General features: G+C 51.4%; 21 protein-coding genes. 10 read left to right on the forward strand and 11 right to left on the reverse strand.

Features of this window, described 5'->3' with window-relative positions; translation table 11 throughout:
- Positions 1–18 precede the first annotated feature (18 nt).
- The 3 genes from JSQ80_RS12785 to JSQ80_RS12795 all read left to right on the forward strand — a co-directional run bounded on the left by JSQ80_RS12785 (position 19) and on the right by JSQ80_RS12795 (position 5072).
- A complete protein-coding gene (locus tag JSQ80_RS12785; RefSeq protein ID WP_206095544.1) occupies positions 19–2343 on the forward strand; it encodes a glycoside hydrolase in 2325 nt (774 codons plus the stop codon).
- Between the two features lie 268 nt (positions 2344–2611).
- A complete protein-coding gene (locus tag JSQ80_RS12790; RefSeq protein WP_206095545.1) occupies positions 2612–4000 on the forward strand; it encodes a dicarboxylate/amino acid:cation symporter in 1389 nt (462 codons plus the stop codon).
- A gap of 208 nt (positions 4001–4208) precedes the next feature.
- A complete protein-coding gene (locus JSQ80_RS12795; RefSeq protein WP_206095546.1) occupies positions 4209–5072 on the forward strand; it encodes a M15 family metallopeptidase in 864 nt (287 codons plus the stop codon).
- A 198-nt stretch (positions 5073–5270) separates the two neighbouring features.
- On the opposite strand, the gene JSQ80_RS12800 is transcribed toward JSQ80_RS12795, so the two are convergent.
- The 4 genes from JSQ80_RS12800 to JSQ80_RS12810 all read right to left on the reverse strand — a co-directional run bounded on the left by JSQ80_RS12800 (position 5271) and on the right by JSQ80_RS12810 (position 9190).
- A complete protein-coding gene (locus JSQ80_RS12800) occupies positions 5271–5495 on the reverse strand; it encodes a small acid-soluble spore protein Tlp (RefSeq protein WP_087431790.1) in 225 nt (74 codons plus the stop codon).
- A 233-nt stretch (positions 5496–5728) separates the two neighbouring features.
- Positions 5729–5926 (reverse strand): AbrB/MazE/SpoVT family DNA-binding domain-containing protein, encoded by a 198-nt coding sequence (locus tag JSQ80_RS29050; RefSeq protein ID WP_336245730.1) that lies wholly within the window; start codon positions 5924–5926, stop codon positions 5729–5731.
- Between the two features lie 230 nt (positions 5927–6156).
- Positions 6157–6840 carry a GTP pyrophosphokinase gene (locus JSQ80_RS12805; protein WP_087431788.1) on the reverse strand — a complete coding sequence of 228 codons (684 nt, stop codon included), beginning with the start codon at positions 6838–6840 and terminating at the stop codon, positions 6157–6159.
- Between the two features lie 112 nt (positions 6841–6952).
- A complete protein-coding gene (locus JSQ80_RS12810) occupies positions 6953–9190 on the reverse strand; it encodes an ATP-dependent helicase (RefSeq protein ID WP_206095547.1) in 2238 nt (745 codons plus the stop codon).
- A 335-nt stretch (positions 9191–9525) separates the two neighbouring features.
- Between JSQ80_RS12810 and JSQ80_RS12815 the strand changes: the two genes are divergently transcribed.
- The 3 genes from JSQ80_RS12815 (at position 9526) to JSQ80_RS12825 (ending at position 11861) form a co-directional block, all read left to right on the forward strand.
- Positions 9526–10290 (forward strand): zinc ribbon domain-containing protein, encoded by a 765-nt coding sequence (locus tag JSQ80_RS12815; protein ID WP_087431786.1) that lies wholly within the window; start codon positions 9526–9528, stop codon positions 10288–10290.
- A gap of 241 nt (positions 10291–10531) precedes the next feature.
- Positions 10532–11320, forward strand: coding sequence for a TrmB family transcriptional regulator (locus tag JSQ80_RS12820; RefSeq protein WP_206095548.1), 789 nt, complete (start codon positions 10532–10534; stop codon positions 11318–11320).
- A gap of 229 nt (positions 11321–11549) precedes the next feature.
- A complete protein-coding gene (locus JSQ80_RS12825) occupies positions 11550–11861 on the forward strand; it encodes a dipeptidyl aminopeptidase (protein WP_087431784.1) in 312 nt (103 codons plus the stop codon).
- Between the two features lie 147 nt (positions 11862–12008).
- Here the strand turns inward: JSQ80_RS12825 and mscL are convergent, their stop codons facing one another.
- Positions 12009–12512 (reverse strand): large conductance mechanosensitive channel protein MscL, encoded by a 504-nt coding sequence (gene mscL / locus JSQ80_RS12830; RefSeq protein ID WP_206095549.1) that lies wholly within the window; start codon positions 12510–12512, stop codon positions 12009–12011.
- A 140-nt stretch (positions 12513–12652) separates the two neighbouring features.
- Positions 12653–13552: a diacylglycerol/lipid kinase family protein gene (locus JSQ80_RS12835; protein WP_206097575.1), complete on the reverse strand. Its 900-nt coding sequence runs from the start codon at positions 13550–13552 to the stop codon at positions 12653–12655.
- Between the two features lie 258 nt (positions 13553–13810).
- On the opposite strand from JSQ80_RS12835, the gene JSQ80_RS12840 reads away from it, so the two are divergent.
- Entirely contained in the window at positions 13811–14587 is a 777-nt protein-coding gene (locus JSQ80_RS12840) for a sporulation protein (protein ID WP_206095550.1), read from the forward strand.
- Between the two features lie 76 nt (positions 14588–14663).
- On the opposite strand, the gene JSQ80_RS12845 is transcribed toward JSQ80_RS12840, so the two are convergent.
- The 4 genes from JSQ80_RS12845 to JSQ80_RS12860 form a co-directional block, all read right to left on the reverse strand.
- Positions 14664–14945, reverse strand: coding sequence for a transposase (locus tag JSQ80_RS12845; RefSeq protein ID WP_087431780.1), 282 nt, complete (start codon positions 14943–14945; stop codon positions 14664–14666).
- Positions 14946–15082: 137 nt separating this feature from the next.
- Positions 15083–15688 carry a TVP38/TMEM64 family protein gene (locus JSQ80_RS12850; RefSeq protein WP_240463647.1) on the reverse strand — a complete coding sequence of 202 codons (606 nt, stop codon included), beginning with the start codon at positions 15686–15688 and terminating at the stop codon, positions 15083–15085.
- 82 nt (positions 15689–15770) lie between these two features.
- The gene (locus JSQ80_RS12855) at positions 15771–16949 is read right to left on the reverse strand and encodes an MFS transporter (protein WP_206095551.1); all 1179 of its coding nucleotides are present in this window, start codon (positions 16947–16949) and stop codon (positions 15771–15773) included.
- A gap of 140 nt (positions 16950–17089) precedes the next feature.
- Positions 17090–18115 (reverse strand): serine hydrolase domain-containing protein, encoded by a 1026-nt coding sequence (locus JSQ80_RS12860; RefSeq protein WP_206095552.1) that lies wholly within the window; start codon positions 18113–18115, stop codon positions 17090–17092.
- Positions 18116–18355: 240 nt separating this feature from the next.
- On the opposite strand from JSQ80_RS12860, the gene JSQ80_RS12865 reads away from it, so the two are divergent.
- Together JSQ80_RS12865 and map are read left to right on the forward strand one after the other, a co-directional pair.
- Positions 18356–18544: a hypothetical protein gene (locus JSQ80_RS12865; protein ID WP_087431778.1), complete on the forward strand. Its 189-nt coding sequence runs from the start codon at positions 18356–18358 to the stop codon at positions 18542–18544.
- 268 nt (positions 18545–18812) lie between these two features.
- On the forward strand, positions 18813–19595 hold the full coding sequence (gene map / locus JSQ80_RS12870) for a type I methionyl aminopeptidase (RefSeq protein WP_087431777.1): 783 nt from the start codon (positions 18813–18815) through the stop codon (positions 19593–19595).
- Between the two features lie 67 nt (positions 19596–19662).
- On the opposite strand, the gene JSQ80_RS12875 is transcribed toward map, so the two are convergent.
- Complete coding sequence (locus JSQ80_RS12875) at positions 19663–20442, reverse strand: hypothetical protein (RefSeq protein ID WP_206095553.1); 780 nt, start codon at positions 20440–20442, stop codon at positions 19663–19665.
- Positions 20443–20944: 502 nt separating this feature from the next.
- Between JSQ80_RS12875 and coxB the strand changes: the two genes are divergently transcribed.
- Entirely contained in the window at positions 20945–22018 is a 1074-nt protein-coding gene (gene coxB / locus JSQ80_RS12880) for a cytochrome c oxidase subunit II (protein ID WP_206095554.1), read from the forward strand.
- The last annotated feature ends 56 nt before the right edge of the window (positions 22019–22074 follow it).

Raw genomic sequence — 22074 nt, forward strand, 5'->3', positions numbered from 1 at the left:
CACAGGAGGCATGCATGAATGAAAAAATCATTACTATCCCTATTGGCGGCTGTCATGGCTTTAAGTATGTTCACTGGCTGCAGCGGCCAAGAATCCGTTAAGGCCAAGGCGTCTTCACGTATTGCCAAGACGGTCAACGCGCCTTACACCGACTTCACGTACGAGGTGGATCCGGCGACGTTCGATATCGTGATTGACAGAGACGGTGTGAAGGAGCATGCGTCCGTGCCCATGAAGCGGCACAACTTCACCGAATTGAAAAAAGAAGCCAATCGCGTGGAATGGAAGTATCCCGCCGAACAGGTAAAGGTAACGGTTGAGAAGAAGGAGCGCTATCTCGATATTCGCATTCAATCGACGGGAGCGGAACGATTCACATGGCCAACCGTACAGGCGGACAGCTATATGCTCCCGCTGTGGGAAGGCAAGCGGATTCCAAGCAGCGACTCCAATTGGAAGAGATTTTTGCGGGATGAGACGTTTACTTGGAGCGATTCGTTTTCAATGAATTTCATGGCTATGAATATGAAGCATTATGCGCTCCTCTATGTAGTCGAGAATCCGTTCAACAATGAGGTGTCATTCGACACAGAACCGAATATTGGCTTGGCGTTCACCCATGAGTACCCGTCCATTAATCCGAAGAAGGAATATGGGTTCCGGCTTTATGTGACGAATAATGATCCGGTTGCTGTTGCGAAGCTGTACCGTCGATACGTGCAAGAAAAGCAGGGCTTCAGGACGCTGGCCGAAAAGGCGCAGGACAATCCGGAAATTAAGAAGCTGTATGGGGCGCCGCATATTTATATGTGGAACAATCAGCTGCTGGCAACTAGCAACATTCATTGGCCAGCGATGAAAAAGAAGCTGAATGACCCGATCTGGACGTGGATTGCGGAGCTCGCCGAACGTTACACCGAGGATGGAACGCAGGAACTGAACAGTGTGCTGCGGGAGGCGAAGACAGAGCCGTTGAACGCTTATCACAAGCGTGTCATCGTGAAGGCGTTGAATCAGGTGATGAAGCTGGAGCAGCTGTACCGTCCCGACCGCTTTCCGTCGGCAGACGCCGCATTGCTTAAGACCATTGCCGGAGGCGCAGATAAGCTGAGTGAGCAGAAGTTGTATGCATTCAACAAAATCCTGCTGAAGAGCGTGTTGCGGGATGCGGTTGACGAGCCTTCGGAGTGGGGACAAGGCCAATCGACGGACTTGGTGGAGGACATGCGTCAGGCGGGAATCACGAAGGCGTGGATTGGCCTGCCGAACTGGGCAGACGGGCTGATGAATCCGTCTTTTGTCGAGAAGGCTGCCAAGGCGGGTTATTTAATCGGGCCGTATGATTCCTACCATTCGATTCAGAAACAGGAAAATAAAGATTGGAATACGGCTTATTTTCCGGACAACACGCTGTATGAACAAGCGACTATCACCAACAAGAATGGCAAAAAAATCGGCGGCTTTCTTAATCGGGGGCGGAAGCTGAATCCTGCCCTATCGCTTCCGAGCGTAAAGCAGCGGGTCGATAGTATTTTGCAGGACGGTATTATGTATAACTCGTGGTTCATTGATTGCGACGCGACAGGAGAAATCTATGATGATTATTCGCCGGGGCATGTGACGACACAGGAGCAGGATATGAACGCGCGTCTGGAGCGGATGGATTATATCGCGAAGGAGAAGCATATGGTCATTGGCTCGGAAGGCGGCAATGACTTTGCGAGCCGGGTTATCGCTTTTGCCCATGGCTTGGAGACGCCGGTCATTAAATGGAGCGACAAGGATATGCGGGAAAATAAGCAGAGCCGTTATTATGTTGGCGCCTATTGGTCTGGACAAGGAGGCATCCCGGAACGGTATGTGAAGCAGGTTCCGATCAAGGAATTGTACCAGCATATTTACGTTGACCCTGTGTATACTTTGCCGCTGTTCAAGCTAGTTTACAACGATTCGGTGATCACGACCCATCACTGGGAGTGGGGCAGTCTGAAGATCAAGAATAAGGCAGCCGAACGTATGCTATACGAGCTTCTATACAACGTGCCGCCGCTCTATCATCTCGATAAGGAAGAATGGGAGAGCCATAAAAAGGTGATTGCCGATTATTTGACCGTATGGTCGCCCTTCCATGCCAAGGCTGTAACGAAAGAGATGACAGCGTTCCAGGCGCTGTCACCAGACCGGCTGCTTCAGTCTGCAGAGTATGGTCCCGATCTGAAAGTGGTCGTTAATTTCTCAAACAAGGATGCAGCTTACGGTAATGATACCGTCAAGGCGCTGTCCGCCATCATATATGATGGCGATAAGCGCACCGTATTCAGCGCCGCCGCTCCGGAAAAATAAGGGCCATCAACATGAAAGATCCAATGAATCCCGGCCGCTTTGCTTATATTGTGTTGGACTTACCCATAGGAGGAGTGAAGTTTTTCGATTTTTCACATATACATCGAATAGAGCGCTTCATCGTGTGAACCATGAAACAAAATCGGGTCTGATTGGCTGACGGGAAGCGCCTTCGCGAAAAAAAAGAGTTGACGATATCCGTCTCCGTTTCTATAATACCTATTAAACAGGTAGGGATTATAAGACAAACATGCGGAGGGGCATAACCATGAAAGAACAATCTTGGGTTACCTTGCAGGACTGGAACGTCTATGCGAGTTGGGGATCTGCCTTGCTGCTCGTTATCGTACTCTGGTGGCTCGCTAAAAATAAGGTCGGTTTCGGACTTCGGGTGTTGCTGGCGATGGGATTCGGCTTAACGCTTGGAGCTATATTCGGGCCGGCTTCTGCGGACATAAGCATTTTAGGCTCGATCTATGTCAGCCTCATCAAAATGGTCGTGATGCCGCTCGTCTTTGCGACTATTATTACGAGCATCACCTCGGTTAAAGATCCGAGCGTACTGAAGAAGCTTGGCACGAAGACCATTGCGCTCTTTCTGATTACGACCGCAATAGCCGCCGTCATCGGTCTCGGCACGGCGCTGGTCATCGATCCTGGCTCTGGCATCGCACAAAGCTCGGAGGCGGCGCAAAACTTCGAGCAACGTGAAATTCCGACCTTCAAGCAAGTGCTGCTTGATCTGGTCCCGTCCAATCCGGTGAACGAGATGGCTCAGGGCAAAGTAGTTCCTGTCATCATTTTCGCCGCCTTTATCGCGGTTGCGATTACGCTGGAGGGGCTGCGCAATCCGGATAGGGTACAGCCGGTAAGAGCCTTCTTTCAATCTTTTTCCCATATTATGTTCCGGGTAACAAAGTTCGTTATTAAGCTTACGCCATACGGGGTACTCGGTTTAATGACGTCGATGGCTGCCAAATATGGTCTGTCGACGCTGAAAGAATTGGCTTGGTTCATCATCGCCGTATACATCGCGTGCTTCATTCATATGATCGTGACATTCGGCTCGCTGGTTACCTTCGGTGCCCGCGTCAATCCGATCCGCTTCTTCAAGAAGGCTTATCCGACGATGGCGGTCGCCTTCACGACCCGCAGCAGCTATGCGACGCTGCCCGTGAATTTGGAGGTCATTACGAAGCGGATGAAGGTATCGGAACGAATTGCCAGCTTCGTCGCCCCGCTCGGAGCCACGATTAACATGAATGGCTGCGGGGGGATTTATCCAGCGATAGTGGCGGTGTTCATCGCCCGCGTGTATGGCATCGACTTGAACATTGCCGATTACTTGCTCATTATCGGCGCTGCTACCATCGCCTCTGTCGGTGTAGCAGGCGTACCCGGTCCGGCTTCGATTTCGACGACTGTCGTCTTAGTGCAAGCGGGACTTCCGCTGGAAGGCTTTGCGCTCGTGCTTGGTGTAGACGCCATTGTGGATATGGCGCGTACGGCAGTGAATGCAACCGGGACAACGGTAGCTTCTCTATTGGTCGGCAAGAGCGAAGGAGAGTTCGACCGCGAAGCTTTCAACCGTGATGAGGACGATGATATCGAATATGGCCATGACACTTCGGCCGATAAAGGTGCCGTTACGGTATAATGACCCAAATGGAAATACACCTCCTCTGAATCGTTGGTGACGATTTAGAGGAGGTGTATTTTTGCTTGAATCTATGACAAGATATGCAGCCGTTAATAGATAAGATTGCCGCTTTATCCTTGTTGTCGCGCTATTCGTAATAGACTATGAATTACGATATAATAGACTCTCAGTCTATCAATCCGAGACTGGGAGAGGGGATTACGACATGAGCCAGAACGGAATGGCGGCCAAGTGTATCGTCTTTGCCATGGGCACGGCGATATTGCTGAGCGGCTGTCAGGCGGCCGATAACAAAGCTGCGGAAGGAACTTCTGCACAATCCGGACAAGAACAGGTTAATCCGGCACTGACGCCGTCGCAAAATAAGGAACAAGGCAATGAACAGGGTACCGATACCGGGGAAAACGAGGCAAACGAAACGGAGCAGGATGCGGTTGCGCAAATGAAATCACAGTATGCGTTAGCGGCGACGACGGAAGAAATGGATGGCAAGGCCGTCGTTACGAATGCGGATTCCGTTATGGTCGTGGTGAACAAGCAACGCTATTTGCCAGATGGATACGAGCCTGCCGATTTGGTGGAGCCGAATGTGAAGTTCTCATTTGCAGAAGCGCATGAGAAACGCCATCTCCGCAAGGAAGCGGCAGACGCATTAGAGTCGTTGTTTGCTCAGGCCGACCAGGACGGCATTACACTCAATGCTGTCTCAGGTTATCGTTCTTATAAGCGGCAGAAGTCGCTCTTTAATCACTATGTGGACACACAGGGTGAGGAATATGCCTCTCGCGTAAGCGCCATTCCCGGAACGAGCGAGCATCAGACGGGGCTGGCGATTGATGTATCCAGTCCGAGCGTAAATAACGTATTGGAAGAAGAATTCGGCGATTCGGCAGAAGGGAAATGGCTCGCCGATCACGCACATGAATTCGGATTTATTATTCGTTATCCGAAGGATGGGGAGGTCATTACCGGTTATGTGTACGAGCCTTGGCACATTCGTTATGTAGGCAAGGAAGCGGCGGAAGAGATTTATAAGCAAGGAACGACGCTTGAGCAATTTTTGCAATAATTCCAGTTATACGGACGTATCCTGATGAGAGCCCGAAGCTTGGCCCGCCAAGCTTCGGGCTCTTCTGTCATGAATCGGGCCAGAGCGGCTTCGCTGTGAGCAAGTTCCGATTCATCTGGCAGCACGGATCATCCGGGAGGGGAGTGGATGCCAATCCGCCTCTGCCAGCGCATCATCTCTGTGGTAACGCGGTGTGAACTACGACTGGGCGTCCGAGATTTCATCCCGGCGCTCATCGGCCAGCCCTTCAATACTGGAACGGCGGCGTTCATTTTTCGCTTGAAGCGCTTCTCGTTCCGTCACACTGATTTCATCGGCGTGCTCCGACAAATATTGCGCAGACTCGTGCAGCTTCTGTACGGTATTGTCGATGACATGCTGTTGGCGCACCGCGTTATTGGCGCGGTTATCCGGCTTGGCCATGTGCGTGTTCCTCCTTAGCATTGCAGAAATGATAATGATGGGACGCTGAAGACAGGGGTAACCACGGGCTCCAGCGTCACGATTACGTTATGTAATCCGTCCTTTTTTTATCCAATCGCCGGGTAAACGGTTCCGCCGAACCATAAGCATGGAGTAACCAAGTTGAAAGGTTTTCAAGCAAAGCCTTGAATCATCTGGAAGTGAGGCTGAGGGCTCTGGGGAATGCGCAGTGATTAGGAAGTTAGTGGGGGGCATTTCGGTCTAAATGCAGTTTCGGAATGTCTTATTTTGCGAATGATGAGTTCCCCCGTCTGTTCTTTTACTTCCATCTCGAATGTATCCCCATATTGAGCATGTAATTTGCTTAAAATCTCTTTGGGAAGAATAAGGCCATAACTGTTTCCGATTCGCAGCAGCTTGCGTTTTTTCACAGAGATTCACCCGCTTTCTTCTTACTTGTCAGTTTGTATATCAGTACGAATGTCATGTGTCCGGCGTTCCATATAATAATCAGACGGGGCATGCTATCCAGGATGTATGCGGCATCATCGGCGCGAAGGAGGGAATGAATCGGGGGACAATAGATAGAGACGCACATGGCAACCCCGCCGTGACTGCGGAGGGATTCCCATGACACGTCCCGGTAAAAAGAAAAAGGAGATTATTTGGCATTCTCAATCGATAGCCCGCCTTGAATGCTCTGCACCCAATCTTCGTGATTGTAAGACAGAATCTCCTTGCGCAGATCCAGCATTTTGCGATCCAGTTCATCGACAGCCTTGGCGGCCTCGGTCAATTCTTGGGTCACATGCGGCGGAACCTGCTGCTCGAACTTGTAGTAAATGATATGCTCCATGCTGGCCCAGAAATCCATCGCCAGCGTGCGCATTTGAATTTCCACATAGATCCAGCGCGTATCATCAAACAGAACGAGCGGAACTTGAACGATAACATGCAGACTTTGATATCCATTGGGCTTCGGATTGGCGATATAGTCCTTAATCTCCACGATGCGAATATCTTCGCGTGTCTTCAAATGATCCAGCACCATATAAATATCCTTGATGAAAGCGAACACGATGCGCATGCCAGCTACGTCATAAATCTGATTGACGATGGAATCGAGCGTTAAGGGATAGCCCTTGCGCTGCAGCTTGCTGAAAATGCTGTTCGGCTCCTTCAGACGCGTCTTAATATGCTCGAATGGCGCATATCCGTTTCGGATTTTCCACTCGGCTTGAATGACCTTAATTTTCGTTTCCAATTCTTCCAGAGCTAATTGATACAATGTGGGCAGCTGCTTCACTTGCTCATACTGCTTCTTGATCATTTCTGTCATCGACATGTGTATCCCCTCAATTGGTACGGTATTGTAAATCGGATTATTCCTATACGGCCATGGACTCCAGCTGGACATTTTTTTCTTTGCTATGTCTATTGTAACGGAAACAGGGGTCCTATTTCAAAGCCACGGCTTCTCCCCATGCCTCGCGAACGAATCGGCTGACTTCTGCCTTCTGCCCGTGTACGATGGCCGGGGAGCTGATATACAACCGTTTTTTGGCGCGGGTGACCGCTACATAGGCTAAGCGTCGTTCCTCTTCCAGCAGCATGTCCTCCGTTCCGTCAGAAGATATAGCTGCGGTGTGTGCCGCAGCCTTCCGGTCCGGCGGCGTTTCTGTGCGCAGCGCGGCGCGGTGCGGCAGAATGCCGTCCGAGGCGCCGATAAGGAACACGGTTGGAAATTCCAAACCTTTGGCGCGATGAATGGTCATGAGCGTAATGACATCCTCCTGCGGTCCGGCGGCTTGACGTCTCATATTGCCCTGACCTGCGGACTTTCCGCCCGTGAAGGCCCGCCGCTCCTCCTGTTCCGGATGCATGGCCATGTAACGTTCCTTCAGATCGTCGATGTGGCGAAGGAAGGCGTCGACGGAATCGAAGCGCCGGGCGGAAGATTCAAGCTCTTCAAGCGTATCCGCGGAGCTCTCCTGATAAGCGGTAGCCTGCTCACCGGATAGGGCTGCCGTAAACTTATCGTAGAATTCGCGCCGCATCTCCCGGATGGCGTGATGAGGCTTCATGGCAGCGAGCTTCTTAATCAGCTTGATGCGCGACTTGATGCCGTCCCGCTGGAACTTGGCCAGCTGCATCCAATAGTGCAGGTGGATGAGCGGATATTTCTTCGCTTTCTGCTGTTCGCCATCGCGGATGACGCGCATTCCAGCTTCCCGTGAAATATATAATGCAGCCACGGCGCTTTCCATAGCTTGGATGTCGCGTGGATCTACAGCGAGCCGTAAATGGTCGATTAGCGGACGCACCAGGCTATGATCATAGAAGAGCGGTTCCGTCCCGAATTGGCGGAAGGGCAAGCCCTGCATCGTGAAATGCTCCACTAATGCCCGGCTTGTATGCGCGGTCCGGTAGAGCACCGCGAAATCACGCCAGGCATGCTGCCCATTTGCAACGAATGCTTGAATCTGCTCCGCAATGCGCTGCGCTTCTTCCTCTGCGTCACGCGGTCGAAGATAGAGCGGAGTTATCGGCTCTCTTTTTTCTGTTGATCCATCCGTCATTTTTGCCGTGTGATTGGCATTTGTATTTGCGTTCATCCCGGCCGCCGCGCGCATAAGCTTAGGCAGACGTTCTTGATTGCAAGCGATAATGGCGTTCCCGAGTCCGACGATGGGAGCGGCCGAACGGAAATTAATATTTAACGTAATCTGGGCCGCATCGGGATAACGTGTCTGAAAGCCGGTAATATAGTGATGACACGCTCCATTAAACGTATATATCGTCTGATCGTCGTCGCCGAACACCGCCAAGTTCCGATGCCCGTCCGATAGAAGTTGAAGTAATTCGTATTGAACGGGCGTCGTATCTTGGAACTCGTCGGCCATAACATATTGAAAGCGGCGCCGCAGACGCTGCAGCAGCGAGTCGTCTTCTTCCAGCAAGCGCAGCGTATCCAGCAGCAAATCGTCAAAGTCTTTGCCTGCCTGGGCAGCCTTCTGTTCTTCAAAACGAATCATCGCCCGCTGCATATCCTTTCCACCGGCATTCTGCGGCTGCCATTCCGTGGGCAGAGCGCGGCGTGACTTCAATGAGGACAATGCGGCGAGCACAGTCTCCGCCTGGAACTGATCATGAAGCCCGAGCTCCCGGAGCACGCGCTTCATCATGCCGTGACGCATCCGCTCTTCCGCGATTAGCTTGAATGGCGGGGCATAAGCCTGCAGCAGGACGAGCGCGAAGGAATGGAAAGTGCGCGCCTGCACGCCCCGCGCCATGGCGGCGGTCACGCCGGGAAGCCGTGCCAGCCGCGTGCGCATCTCCTGCGCTGCCTTGTTCGTGAACGTAACAAGCCATAATGCCTCGGGCTTTATGCCCCGCACCGCCATAAGATAAGCGGCCCGCGCCGTCAGCACCGACGTCTTGCCGGAACCGGCACCGGCCAGGCAGAGCAGCGGGCCTTTGTCATGGCGCACGGCATTCCGCTGCGCTTCGTGCAGGTGAATTCCCTGCTGGGCGAGAGCGGTAAAGAACGATTCGTCCTCTCCCGCTCTCCCGCTTTCGTTCCGCGCGGTTAAGGCAGCTTGATCGGCAGCTGGAATGGCGCGCTCCTTCAAGGCTCCGACAGGACGAATGTGCCAGCGGGACGCAGTCGGGCTTGATGAAGTGGGAGTGGTCAATGTCGTGCATCTCCTTTATGATAGAAATATGCTAATATGTTAACTTGTTTCAATTCGGTGTGGAACGCTACGATAGAGAACCGTACGCAACGATACTTCTATTATAACTTGAGCGGGATCGGACATGGTATACATGTTTTCTTGCATGGACGCATACGTTGTTGTAGGACAATAGCAGTATAGCGCAACATGTTAGCCCTATTACGCGTATGAAAAAAGGAAAGCGGCAGTTTCGATTCATTTTCTCGAGTGTATATGTTTACAGGCATATGTAATTGTGTAGAGCGCCGAGAACATGTGTTAACTACGTGGTATGCGAAAGGAGGGGCTTTAAGATGAACCGCCTGATTCAAAAATTAAAAGAAGGTGCCTCCAAGGCATCGGTAAAAGCGCAAAATGTTATGGAAATCAATCGGATTCATTCCCAAATTACGGCCCGTCGTAAGGAAATCGACAGCAACATTTATAACATTGGAGAACTTGTATACGATGCTTATAAAAAGAATGATTTAACGATAGCCGAATCAGGCATTATGGAGATCGGCAAAGTCAATCTGGCACTTGAAGAAGAGATCAAGCAGCTGGAATGGAAGATGAGCGAGCTCCGGCGCGAGAAGCGGTGTGAATGCGGCGAGATCGCTCCGATTACTGCCAAGTTCTGTTCTTCTTGCGGAAACAGATTGCCTGAAGCGCCTGCTCCGGTTCTGGAGGAGGATGAGGAGCAGGAAGAGTTGATTATGCAAATGAAAGAGCCATCGTTCGCGGAGACAGACGAAGACGACGGCTACGAGCCGCTTTATTCGCAGGAGAAGGCATATCAAGATCCGGATTTCGATGTGTACGAGGATGAACCGGAACGTTATACGTACAAATCGCCACAGCCCCCCCAACCGAATGCGGAGAAGCCGCAATCGGCTGAGATGGTCAGACCGATGTACGAGGAAGCGCACAAAAAACGGGACTTGAATGTCACCGTAGGCGGCCGCCGTCTTCCGATCGGACCTGACGGGGAGCTGTCGATCCGCCGCTGTCCGAATTGCAACAGCTATGCGGATGTGGATGCGAAATGGTGTGAACGCTGCGGTACGCCCTTTGTATAAGAGACATGTTCTCCATTTAGAAGATCTGTAATTGCTCAATTCGTTATTCAGAGGAGTCCGAAGCAGGGCATAAATGCTGCGGGGGCTCCTCTTTTTGCATCGTATACATCCGACAAATTTCGACTTTTTTTCGATGAAAATGGAAACGAACTGCGATACAATGGAGGTTGGGGAAGCGTTGGGTGGACAGCCTCGTACCCTGCTAAGAGAAGGACTCGCAAGGAATATAGGAGGCAGTCTTATGGAAGGACTCATTTTACATTTGCGCTCGCTCGGATTTACGGAAATGGAAGCGAAGATTGTCGTCAGTTTATCCGAGCAAGGGGCAATGACTGGATATGAAGTAGCAAAGAAGCTGGGGGTATCTCGCTCCAACGTGTATGCGGCGCTGCAGCGATTGGTCGATCAAGGTCTTATTTTGCATCAAGACGGGGAACCCTCTTATTACGCGGCATTGCAACCCGAGGAGCTGACGCGGATTTTAGCGTCCCGGCTGGAGTCATCTCTCCACTATGTCAAGCATCATATGCCGGCTACCGCAGTGGATGAAACGTCCTTTTATAGTATAGAAGGAGAGCGGGCCGTTAACGAAACGATCAGGCGGGCGCTGCTCGAAGCAAAGCGCGAGATAATCGTGGATGTATGGCCGGAAGAGGCTGCTGAGCTGAGGGAGCAACTGGAGCAGGCAGAGGCGCGCGGTGTCAAAGTGCTGTGGTCTATCGCTGACGCGGAAACGGAAGCAAGACGGCTTATCCGAATCCAGGCGGATACAGCTTCTGAATCCGGGATACATAACGAATCACGCCATTTTGCGTTCGTTATCGATCGCAAAGAGACGCTTATCGGTGCCCGGGGTGAAGGAGTGGCCACGAAGGCGCTGCTGACCGAACACGACGCTGTGACGAATTTGGTGCTCGGCCGATTTGTGCAGGACATCGTGTTGTATGAATTGGAGCAGGTGATGGGACCGGATTTGAAGCGGACGTTCGGTGAGCGGCTTGACCATATCATAGACAAATATTTTGACTAATTGGCGACATTTGTGAAAATTACAACAAGTTCCTGCAACGAAGTCAGATGTGCTTCGTAATATAGGATACAACACCAGTGTCGCTTTGCAAGGCCATGGCTAAGCAATGTATGGTTTGCAAGGCTTTCGGATATGCTATCGACTTATAGTGTCTGTTCAAAAGTTTATATTTTGAACAACCTCTTATATAGGGAACCGAGCTAAGCGACAGTAATGAGGAGGACACAGAATGGAATGCATCGTACATTTTGAAGTCGTTCATCACGGCGCGGAGGATGTCGCTAAGCTTCGCGGCTTAGTCATGACACCTAAGGGAGAGAGACCGTCCCCGCATGATTTAGAGCAGATGTTCAGCTCCATGGGGTATGATGTTGCATGCAAGGATGAAGACAGCCTCGTGTTCATGCCGAAAGGCACAGGAAGCGATGTCGAGGAAATACACGTCAAGAAGCTTGATATGGGGGAGGAAACATATACCCCAGACGCCAATTTACGTGCCATTGCGGAACAATTGATGAGCAAGCCGAATCGGCCGATGTAACACGGCCGCCGTGCCATAACATAAAGGCCTTCTCCTGATCGTACTAGCTTGTACAGCAGGAGAAGGCCTTTATTGTGTCAGATTGCGGAAGATTGCATTTCGAAACGGAGGGGAAACGCGCTGGTTGTCTAGTTTGCGATAGATTGCTTATGCTTTGGCCTCGGCTTCATTCAGCATAGATGTGCAATGTCCGCAGCGAACCGCCTCTTTCGGAATTTCGGACAAGCAAAATGGGCAATCCTTCGTTGCCGGTTCTGCAGGGGCCTCTGGCTCCTTCTTGCGGTGGAGGGCGTTGATGCCCTTCACGATAAGGAATATGGAGAAGGCGACGATAAGGAAGTCGATGATGACATTGATGAACTGGCCGTAGGCGATAACAGGCACGCCGGCTGATTGGGCTTGTGCCAATGATTGTATCGGTTGGCCGTTCGCAAGCGTCTGGTTTGGATCAAGATTGATGAACAAGTCTTTGAAGTTCACCCCGCCAAGCAAGACGCCGAGGGGCGGCATAACTATGTCATTGACAATGGAAGTCACGATTTTGTTGAACGCGGTTCCGATCAGGACACCGACTGCCAAATCGATTACGTTCCCGCGCATGGCGAATTGTTTGAATTCTTGAAAAAACGTTTTAACTTTGGGTTCTCCCACTGGGTGCAGCCCCTTTCTCGTTCAATATGTTCCACATAATACTTACCCCGATTTATAACTCAGAAACGGGTCATTCGCAAGTTCTAATATAAGGAAGAACCGGTGATTCTCAATGCCAGACCCCAGCCGGGCGTGGCGGGCTACTCTTTGGGCGGCACAAGCAGCTGCAGTCTTCCCGGCGCGATAACGGCCTGCAGCGGCGTCATGCCCGAACGTTCTCCGTCTCCGTAAGTGATCCTGGGGATGGACGATTCGATATGCACCTCTTGACCACGCAACATGGTGACGTATGGCAATTCCACATGCTTTCCAGTTAGCACGGTCGGGAAAAGACGCAGCAGTGTCCGGCGGTTGCATCCATGTACGATGCAAATGTCCAGCTCCCCGTCATCCGGCATTGCCTGGGGGCATATCCGGATTCCTCCTCCATAGGAGGGAACGTTGGCTATCGCCGTTAACCATACGTCTTTGTAACGGCGCTCTATCCCATTGACGCGCACGTTCGCGTCGGCAGGCTTGAATCTGGAGAGCGTCTCTGCTGCTCCGATTAAATAAGCGGCAGAGCCTAAGCCCAGCCGGTTGCACCAGCGCTTGTAGCAGCTGCGATTGACCGTCTCTGCGACGTCAGCGTCGAAGCCTGTAGCGAGCGCGGTCAACGTCCATTCTCCGTTCAGTTGGATAAGGTCGACGATCCTGCGCCGGCCGTGCAATATTATATTTAATGCGCTTAACGGTTCAGTGGGCAGATGGAAGCCGCGCGCCGTATCATTGCCCGAACCAGCAGGAATAACGCCGAGTGCAACTTCTGTGCCGGTTAAGAGGGGCAATAGACGATGTATGGTTCCATCTCCGCCAATGACGATGACTGAAGTTCGAGGGTGGCGATCGATGTGCATTCGAACACGCATTTCAGCTTCTTCCGAGGTCGCAGTGACACAAGCGGTATAGGAGGTGCCGAACCGTTGGAGACGGGCTTCGATTTCACGCCAAACCCGTAGTCCCTTTCCGTGTCCCGCATTGCGATTTACTACAAACAACATCAAAATTCCATCTCTCCCATGTTAGCCGAATCATAGACGTTTCATACGGACATATTTAAATGAATCTCGTTGTTTATGCTGATTTGTCGCTCTTTCATAATAACAAAATGAATAGAGTTTGCGTGAACTATTTGTAAGGAAGTTATTTTCATATAGCAGGGAAAAAATGTGTATTCGTCGAATGGATGAAAGAGAAGAAACATTTTCCAATTTCAAACATATACGTTGGTGAATAGTTCAGGGGAGGGGAACATAGACATGTCCATGTTCAACCGTTTCTTAACGAGCATCGGCATTGGCGCGGCCAAGGTCGATACGATGCTTGAACGGGGGCGTTATGCTCCGGGGGAAGAGGTGCGCGGCGTAGTCAAGATACGCGGCGGCCAAAGCGCCCAGCAGGTAGAGGGCATACGCTTGCTGCTCATGACGCAATATGCCCGTGAGGCAGATCGTGTCCGGCAGCATATTCATTGCGAGTTGCAGCGGTACGGCATCAGCGAGGCATTCACCATTGACGCCAATGAGACGCGGGACGTTCCGTTTTCCATCCGGCTGCCGCCGCAGACCCCATTAAGCATTGACAATACGACAGTATGGCTCAAGACGGAGCTGGATATAACGAGCGCATTGGATCCAACGGACAATGACCGGATTGAACTTATTCCGAGCGTGGAGCAAAGCATCGTCATCGATGGGGTCAACCGCCTTGGGTTCCGCTTGCGGAAAGCGGAATGCGAATATGCCCCGCGCCTTGGGGGCAAATATCCCTTTGTTCAGGAATTTGAATTTGTGCCTACGGGTTATTTTCGCGGAGACTTGGATGAGCTTGAATTGGTCTTCCTTGGAACGGAACAATATTTGGGGCTGCTTATTCAGATAGACCGTTCGGCGAGGAGCGCCGGGGGATGGTTGAATGAAGCGGCGGCCACGGATGAATGCTTCACTACATTCCGATTGACGAATACGGAGTGGCGGATGCTGGGGGCGGAAGGATTCGCCGGAGAATTGGCCGAACGTATCCGGCAGATGATTTAACAGCGGAACGCGGGCAATTGAATGCAGTATGCGTAACATGACAAAAGGGGGCACCGCCCCCTTTCGGCAACAATGATTACTTGTCTCCGCGATCCTGATGTTTGCGCGGATGTAATTGCTTCGGAGGCTCTTCCTTGTCCTCCGCTTTCGGAACGAGCCGCGGGTCAGTCCGACCGTCATGGTGGTTGTCGAAAATGAATTGTTTCAGTTCCCATTCCGTCGCTCCAAGCTGCGGGTCGGAAGGATAGGTCTGGCCGCGATGCAGCACCTCTTCGCGTCCCCATTCGTTGGCGTATATGCCATCTACCTCCACGCGATCGCGTGATATTGGATGCATCTTGTGGTTTTCTTTCGACATGCGGGTAAGTTGCTCCTTTCGTCCTCTCGATTCAAGCCGGTGAGCAGTTGCCCCAATGTAGGCTATACACCCATAAGTTGCCCCGTTGCCGGGAAAATATCCTTCACGTCATCAACGGTTAGCGCCGTTAAAGGGGCCTACAGATGATAGCGCGATTCGAGCTTCTTACCCCCAAACCATAACAAGACAAGCGCCAGAACAGCAACGGCAATCCGCCAAGGCTGGTGAATGAAGCCCTGCCAATCGTGGCCGATAAAGGCCATCAGGAAAATAACGACCGCCTTGCCTGACATGACCGCAATCACGAAGGTCCGAAACGGAACGGTACTAATGCCGGCCGCAATATTGATAAGCGAGGAAGGCGTAAACGGAAAGCAATACAAAATAAAGAGAGGCGTAAATCCCTTTTCCTCCATCCAATGAAAAAAACGCTGAGACGAAGGCATGCGTTTCTGAATATACATCCCGAATCGTCCCCCGAACTTGCGCGCGAGCCAAAAAACGATGCACGAACCGGCGCACACGCCGATCCATGAATACAAGAAACCGAGCCACAGTCCGTATGCGGCGGCATTGGCCATCACAAATACGATGAGCGGAAGAAAGGGCAGGAATGCCTCTACTAACGGAAGCAAAATGCCCGGCAAAGGTCCCAAGTTCGAATACTGCTCAAGCAAGCTTTCGACTTGCTTCATATCCAGATGCTTGAGCATGGAAATCATATCATGCAGCCACTGCCACAATATAAATCACCTCATTAAAACGGGTTGCGTCGAATCTTACAAAGGCATTACGTTCATGGATGCGAATAGATGCAAAAAGCTGCTACCGCTCTGCGAACCAGCGCGACGGGAACAGCGTATAGACCAGCGCGATGACGGCAAAGAGACCTGCGCTAATCCATACGACGGTCGCTGCCGAGAAAGCGCTGGCGAGCACGCCGCCAATTACCGGGCCGATGAGCACACCGATGCCTTCCACGGTAGAGAGCAAGCTCCAGCCAAGCCCTTTTTGCCCGGGCGGAACGTAGAGCGCGAGCAGCGCATTCCACGCCGGCAGCACGGCGGAATACGATAGGCCGAGCACGATGGCCAACCCATAGGCCACAAGCTTGGATGGCTGCAGCGACAATGATGCAAGAGTGAGTCCGAATATGGCAAAGCCCGTGATGAGGAACGGTTTGCGTCCGACTTTGTCGGACCATTTGCCCATCGGGACAAGCCCTAGCACCGTGCAGCCGCCTCCAAGCAAAAGCAATATGGAATACTGGCTGCTCGATAGCGAGAGAGTATCCGCAGCGAAGGTTGGCAGTATCGGGACCAGCATGCTCGCGCCTAACGTCTGTAATATCATGCCTGGCAGAAGCGGCTTCATCGCTTTCAGCTTGACACGCAGCGCTTCCCATTGCTCCTTGAATGGAACGGTGTTGACGTTCGAATCGGTCTGTTTCCCGCCGGGGACGAAGAAGCTGAGCAGCCAAGCGATGGCGGCAAGGCTGACGATAAGCCAAAATGACAGACCGGGACGGTGATCAATGACCAGATTGAGCACAACCGGACCGGAGCCCATCCCAACCAGCCAAATCATATAGAGAAAACCCATCTGGGCGGCCCGCTGCTCTTCTTTCACTTTGGTCAAGCAAACGATCCACACCGGAGATATGCCGACTCCATACAACGCGGCGGCAGTGATAAATATCCAGTTATTCGCGCCGTAATGGAACAAAGCCACGCCGATAAGCGAAATAAGCAATCCGACATTAATGATAAGCCGGGCCGATAACCGATCAAGCAAATAGCCGATTCCGGTCTTAAGCACGGTATCTGTCAAATAATGTGCGGTGATGGCCGTTCCAATTATAGCCAAGCTTATATGCAGCACATCTTTTCCATAAATAGGTATAAACGACACCAATGCCGCCCCGCGTACAAACTCCACCAAAAATAAAATGACGGCCAGCAGTACGATATCCCGGCCTAAACCCAATGCGCGAATCCCTTTCAAACGCGAACGCCCCTTTCCTGCTTGTACCATTATAACGCGGGGTTACAGGTGTTTCCAGCAAACCTCCGTTACGGTCATGTTAAAAGATTGTATGGGTGCTTGACCTGCGATGTCTTCATAAATGGACCGTCTGAGCAAGCTTAGCTGCAGGAAGGAAGCAGCCATTCTTCGATCCAACGCTTCGGGTGCCGCCAGCGGCATACCCGCGGATTGCCCGCAAATACAACAGTCAATCCATGAGAGGGGATGACATATATAAGCTGTCCTCCATGTCCTACAGCACAGGCTGCGTCATGCGAGCCGAGCCGATGAACCCACCACTGATATCCGTAATGGCCGAATGCCGGCAGACCGGAGACGTGCGGCTGAAGCGATTCGCGAATCCACTCCACAGGTATGACGGCTGTAGAGGAAGGCGCTCCTTCATTCCGACTGTCTGCAAGACGCTTGCCATCATTGAGGATGAGCTGGCCGAAGGCGAGCATGTCTCTCCCCGTCAGATGCAGACCGATGTGGCCGGCGGCGTGTCCATCCGGCGACAAGTCCCAGCGGTATTCCGAGATTCCGAGGGGACGGAACAGATAATGCTCGGCATATTCGTCCGCGCGCATGCCGGTGCAGCGGGTAAGCAGCACGGACAGCAAGTGGGAATCGATGCTCCGATATTGGAACTTGCCATGCCGTTCGGGATGTACCGGAAGGCGCAGCGCGAAGCGAAGCCAGCTCGAGCTGTTATGGAAGCGGTGAATCCAGCGTTCCCCCAGTTTATTGCCCGTCTGCCAATGCAGGCCTGATGTCATCGTGAGCAGGTGCTTAAACGTAAGATTGCGCCATCCTTCATTGGTTATTGAGCGAACGGGCATGTCAGCTTCCAGATAGGGGAGAATTGGCTCTTCTGGCAGCGGCATGTCGCCGCGATGCACCGCGATGCCGATTAAGGCGGACAGAAAACTTTTCGTGGCAGACCGCAGATCATTCAATCTACCCGGCTCTCCGCCATTGTAATATTGTTCCGCTGCGATATGGCCGTGACGGGCGATTAGACAGCAATAGAGGCGCGGGAACAGCTTAGGCAGCCGCTCCAATGCTTTTTGCAGGTTGACCGGATTGATATGTACCTCAACCGGCATCGCAGATGGCATACGTACAACGCTTTTCTGATTCATGCTGAGCACTCCTGTTTATAAGTTGTTATACGTTAAATGGCAATACAATGGATAGCGTGCGTTGTATATCCTTTAGGATGCCCAATGGAGAATTGGTTAAGAAGGATTGTGTGATTTTGCAGTGCAGATGAATATGATATAATAGGACTAAAAGGTTGCAAATTCCAGAATGAGAAGCGATACGTCCAATTGATTCTCCGTTGCGGAGCATGATCTACAACGCTTTGGGAGGGAATTTTCATGGCAACAAAAGGTCACAACGAAGTGAAAGAAAGCTTGTTGGAGATGACGCGCATTTTCCGTCCGAAAAATCCTCGGAAATTTGTGAAGGAGTACATCCGGAAATACCGGATTATGGGAGGCTATGAAGACGAATTAACTCAGCTTGTAGAGTTGGAATTGGGGAAACTGGACACAAGTGTTTCCTAAGCAACAATGGCTTTGATGCGACACAAGACAGAAAATTTGGATAGAGGGCGTTACGCTTTCGTTTCGACTTGACATATGGGAACTGCTGAACAGGGCGCACCGAAGATCTCGGTTGCGCCCTGTTTGCAATATTGATACATGTTGCAGGCTATAGACTTTGCATATGGAAATATAATATTTTGGAAATAGAAGATATTTGGAAATGGCTTCTACTTTGAATAGGTCGGGTCATATATTAAACATTGGGAACTGTCAAGGAGGGAATGTCATGGGCGAGACAAAGACCGATATGCAGCTGGAGCTGATGCAGAAGGCAGGACATTTGGCAGCGCGCTGCCACCGTGAAGTTGCTTCACGGCTCGCTCCGGGTGTAACGACGCATGAAATCGATCGGTTTGTGGAACGATGGCTTCACAAACACGGCGCTTCGGCTGAGCAAAAAGGCTATTACGGTTATCCATATGCCACCTGCGCCTCCGTTAACAACGTGGTGTGCCATGGATTTCCAGACGCGCGCGAGCTGAATTCGGGTGATATTGTGACGATTGATTTCGTCGTTAATTATAGAGGTTGGCTTGCCGATATGGCATGGACATATCCGATTGGACACGTGCGTCCCGAAGTGAAGCGGCTCGTTCAGCATACGCTGCATGCGCTTCGTCAAGCGATTAAATTGGTCATTCCGGGCACCTCGATCGGCGATATATCAAGTGCGATCGGACGGATCGCCCGCATGCACGATTACGGAATCGTAACAACATTGGTCGGTCATGGCATTGGTCAGGACATGCACGAGCCGCCGGAAGTGCCGAATGACGGATGGTCTGGCACGGGCCCGATGCTGGAATCAGGGATGGTCATCACGTTGGAACCCATCTTCACGCTCGGCGCTTCTGGAGAGGTCATGCTCGGACATGACGGATGGTCGGTTCTGACCTGTGACGGAACGTGGGGAGCGCACTTCGAACATACGGTCGCCGTCACGGATAGCGGCCCGCGCGTGCTGACCATGCTTCCGTTTACACCTGGCGGCAGGCACAAGAACTTATAAGCATGCATTCTCCTGACGAATTATACCGTCTATTTAAATAGGAAATAATTCCTTGGATGAGAATGAGTCAACGCAACAAGTAGCGGCGAATGTGGTACATGATATCATCCTGCGCCCATTGAAGCGATTCATCCGGATATGCCTTCATAATATATGGGGTCAGCGCATTGAACAGGTCCATATTGGCGCTAATGTAGACGTGCTTGACTTCCGGAGCTCGCTCTCGAATAAGGACATCAATCGTGTGCAACAATTCATCGGCCAAATCATCGCTTCGCTTCAAGGTGCGCATTGGACTGGATGGTGTCACGAAGCGAGGGGGATTGCTTTTAGCTTCTTCATCCATTTGCCAGCTCGTTTCAATTCGTCCCATGCCTTGCTGCTCGCGCCTATTCTTTCCCCCGCGTCCGCTCGTGCCAAGCCCGGCTCCATCCAGCGTAAGAGAGACATAAGCATTGTCGTGCAGCTGCAGCACGTAAGCGACCGCCACTCCGTCGATGTTGCCGACCGCGTTGCTTACGGGACGATTGATGAACATCGTCGAGAGGCTGTGTCCGTTTGAACCGATCATATTGTTCTGTTGTTGCCGGCTTTGGGCGCGGTATCGACGGGCATTCCCATTGGATTGGGATGACGGCTGCGTCGATTGTGCGGTTTGAGAAGACTTGATCTTGCGGTCGGCATAATTTCCCTTCGTGTTGCCGTCCGGTGATTTTGACAGCTCGGCACGGGATCCGGCGCAGGCGCCTAAGAACAACCCGGAACAAATCATGATGATGGCAAATGTGACAAAAGCGCGAACCCGGCGGTTTGGCCCAATTAATTTATGAACAAAGTTTGAAGACACGGCTTTGACCTCCTTCATGTTTCTCGATTATTTTTTGAAAAAGAGCAGGGAAGTATGCAGAATGAGATCAAAGATATCGGAAAACAAAGATGAAATGACAAAAAATGACTTCCTTCGACACAATGTTCAAATATGTTTTGTCACCTGTAATCGATTACAAACATTGATTTGGCGCGGCATTTTTAGATTCTGAACACTTTGTGAACTCAACGGGAAACATTGACAAATAAAATTATGGAAATTATATTTAGGTAAGTGATTGTATTAATTGACAGGATTACAACATCCGTGCTAGAGCCGGTGACTCGCTTTGACCGGCCGGATCAGCATGCGCATCTGATCTTTTATCTAAGGTATTTGCATGTGGAGACGGCCAACCCGGGCTTTCCGTGAGGCAAGCAGGAGCATATGTTCACTCACCATGAACGCGCATATGCCACGAGAGGTCCGCAAGGGCATGAGATGCGGTAGTCAGCGAAAATGTACAAAGTGGGGTTGATCAATGATGAAACGGTGGCATGCAGTGAAGCGACTCCTTCCGTTGTTTGCCGGGCTCGTCTTGCTCCTAAGCGCTTGTGGTCGCGCGGATTTGTCTACTCTCAACCCGCAAGGGCCGGTTGCAGACAAGCAGTATGGTTTGATGCTGTTAGCGATTACGATTATGACGATTGTTGTCGTCGCCGTGTTTGCGATTGCGATTTATGTCGTCATTCGCTATCGCAGACGCCCAGGACAAGACGAAATACCGAAGCAAATCGAAGGAAACCACAAGCTGGAAGTGATCTGGACGGTAATTCCGATACTTCTCCTTATCATTCTGGCCGTACCGACTGTGAAATACGTTTTTGCATTTGCCGAGGACTATAGCGGCGACCCGGATGCTGTCAATGTGAAGGTAACCGGTCATCAATTCTGGTGGGAGTTCGAATATACTGACTTAGGTATTAATACGGCCCACGATCTGGTCATACCGAAAGGCAAGAAAATCGCAATCGAATTAAGAACGGCTGACGTGCTGCACTCATTCTGGATTCCCGCCATTGCCGGCAAGATGGATACCAACCCTCAAGGCAACGTGAACAAGATGTTCATCGAGGCTTACGAAGAGGGCCTCTATCGTGGGAAATGTGCGGAATTGTGCGGACAATCGCATGCATTGATGGAGTTTAAGGTGAAGTCTGTAAGCGATGAAACGTTCAAGGCTTGGGTAGCTGAGATGAAAGCGGAACCGAAAGCGTTTGAAGGTGACCCTAAGGTTGCTGAAAGCTTCAAGCAGAACTGCTTGACTTGCCATGCCATTGACAATGCGCCAGCTCTTGGGCCGAACTTGAAGGGCTTCGGCAGCCGCGAGGCTGTTGCTGGAATCATGCTTAATCGCGAAACGGTGGATGAACCTATTGAGCAGGCGGTAGTCGAAGAGCAGCTGCGCCAATGGATCACGGAACCGCAAAAGGTTAAGCCGGGCAATACGATGCCTGCGTTCAAAGAGCAGTTGTCTGAAGAAGAACTGGATGGCATTGTGAAGTACTTGGCGGAGTACAAGTTAGAGTCCTTGAAAGAATTCAATAAGCAATAGTATAGCATCTTCTAGGGGAGGTAACGACCTTGGCTCACACGGTGAAGCGTCATCGC

It is taken from the genome of Paenibacillus apiarius, from assembly GCF_017052585.1.
In the GTDB taxonomy this organism is placed as follows: Bacteria; Bacillota; Bacilli; order Paenibacillales; family Paenibacillaceae; genus Paenibacillus_B; species Paenibacillus_B apiarius.

Coding starts and splice junctions, on each gene's coding strand:
- JSQ80_RS12785 (WP_206095544.1), top strand. CDS start 19: ATGAAAAAATCATTACTATCCCTATTGGCGGCTGTCATGGCTTTAAGT.
- JSQ80_RS12790 (WP_206095545.1), top strand. CDS start 2,612: ATGAAAGAACAATCTTGGGTTACCTTGCAGGACTGGAACGTCTATGCG.
- JSQ80_RS12795 (WP_206095546.1), top strand. CDS start 4,209: ATGAGCCAGAACGGAATGGCGGCCAAGTGTATCGTCTTTGCCATGGGC.
- JSQ80_RS12800 (WP_087431790.1), bottom strand. CDS start 5,495: ATGGCCAAGCCGGATAACCGCGCCAATAACGCGGTGCGCCAACAGCAT.
- JSQ80_RS12805 (WP_087431788.1), bottom strand. CDS start 6,840: ATGTCGATGACAGAAATGATCAAGAAGCAGTATGAGCAAGTGAAGCAG.
- JSQ80_RS12815 (WP_087431786.1), top strand. CDS start 9,526: ATGAACCGCCTGATTCAAAAATTAAAAGAAGGTGCCTCCAAGGCATCG.
- JSQ80_RS12820 (WP_206095548.1), top strand. CDS start 10,532: ATGGAAGGACTCATTTTACATTTGCGCTCGCTCGGATTTACGGAAATG.
- JSQ80_RS12825 (WP_087431784.1), top strand. CDS start 11,550: ATGGAATGCATCGTACATTTTGAAGTCGTTCATCACGGCGCGGAGGAT.
- JSQ80_RS12835 (WP_206097575.1), bottom strand. CDS start 13,552: ATGTTGTTTGTAGTAAATCGCAATGCGGGACACGGAAAGGGACTACGG.
- JSQ80_RS12840 (WP_206095550.1), top strand. CDS start 13,811: ATGTCCATGTTCAACCGTTTCTTAACGAGCATCGGCATTGGCGCGGCC.
- JSQ80_RS12845 (WP_087431780.1), bottom strand. CDS start 14,945: ATGTCGAAAGAAAACCACAAGATGCATCCAATATCACGCGATCGCGTG.
- JSQ80_RS12860 (WP_206095552.1), bottom strand. CDS start 18,115: ATGAATCAGAAAAGCGTTGTACGTATGCCATCTGCGATGCCGGTTGAG.
- JSQ80_RS12865 (WP_087431778.1), top strand. CDS start 18,356: ATGGCAACAAAAGGTCACAACGAAGTGAAAGAAAGCTTGTTGGAGATG.
- map (WP_087431777.1), top strand. CDS start 18,813: ATGGGCGAGACAAAGACCGATATGCAGCTGGAGCTGATGCAGAAGGCA.
- coxB (WP_206095554.1), top strand. CDS start 20,945: ATGATGAAACGGTGGCATGCAGTGAAGCGACTCCTTCCGTTGTTTGCC.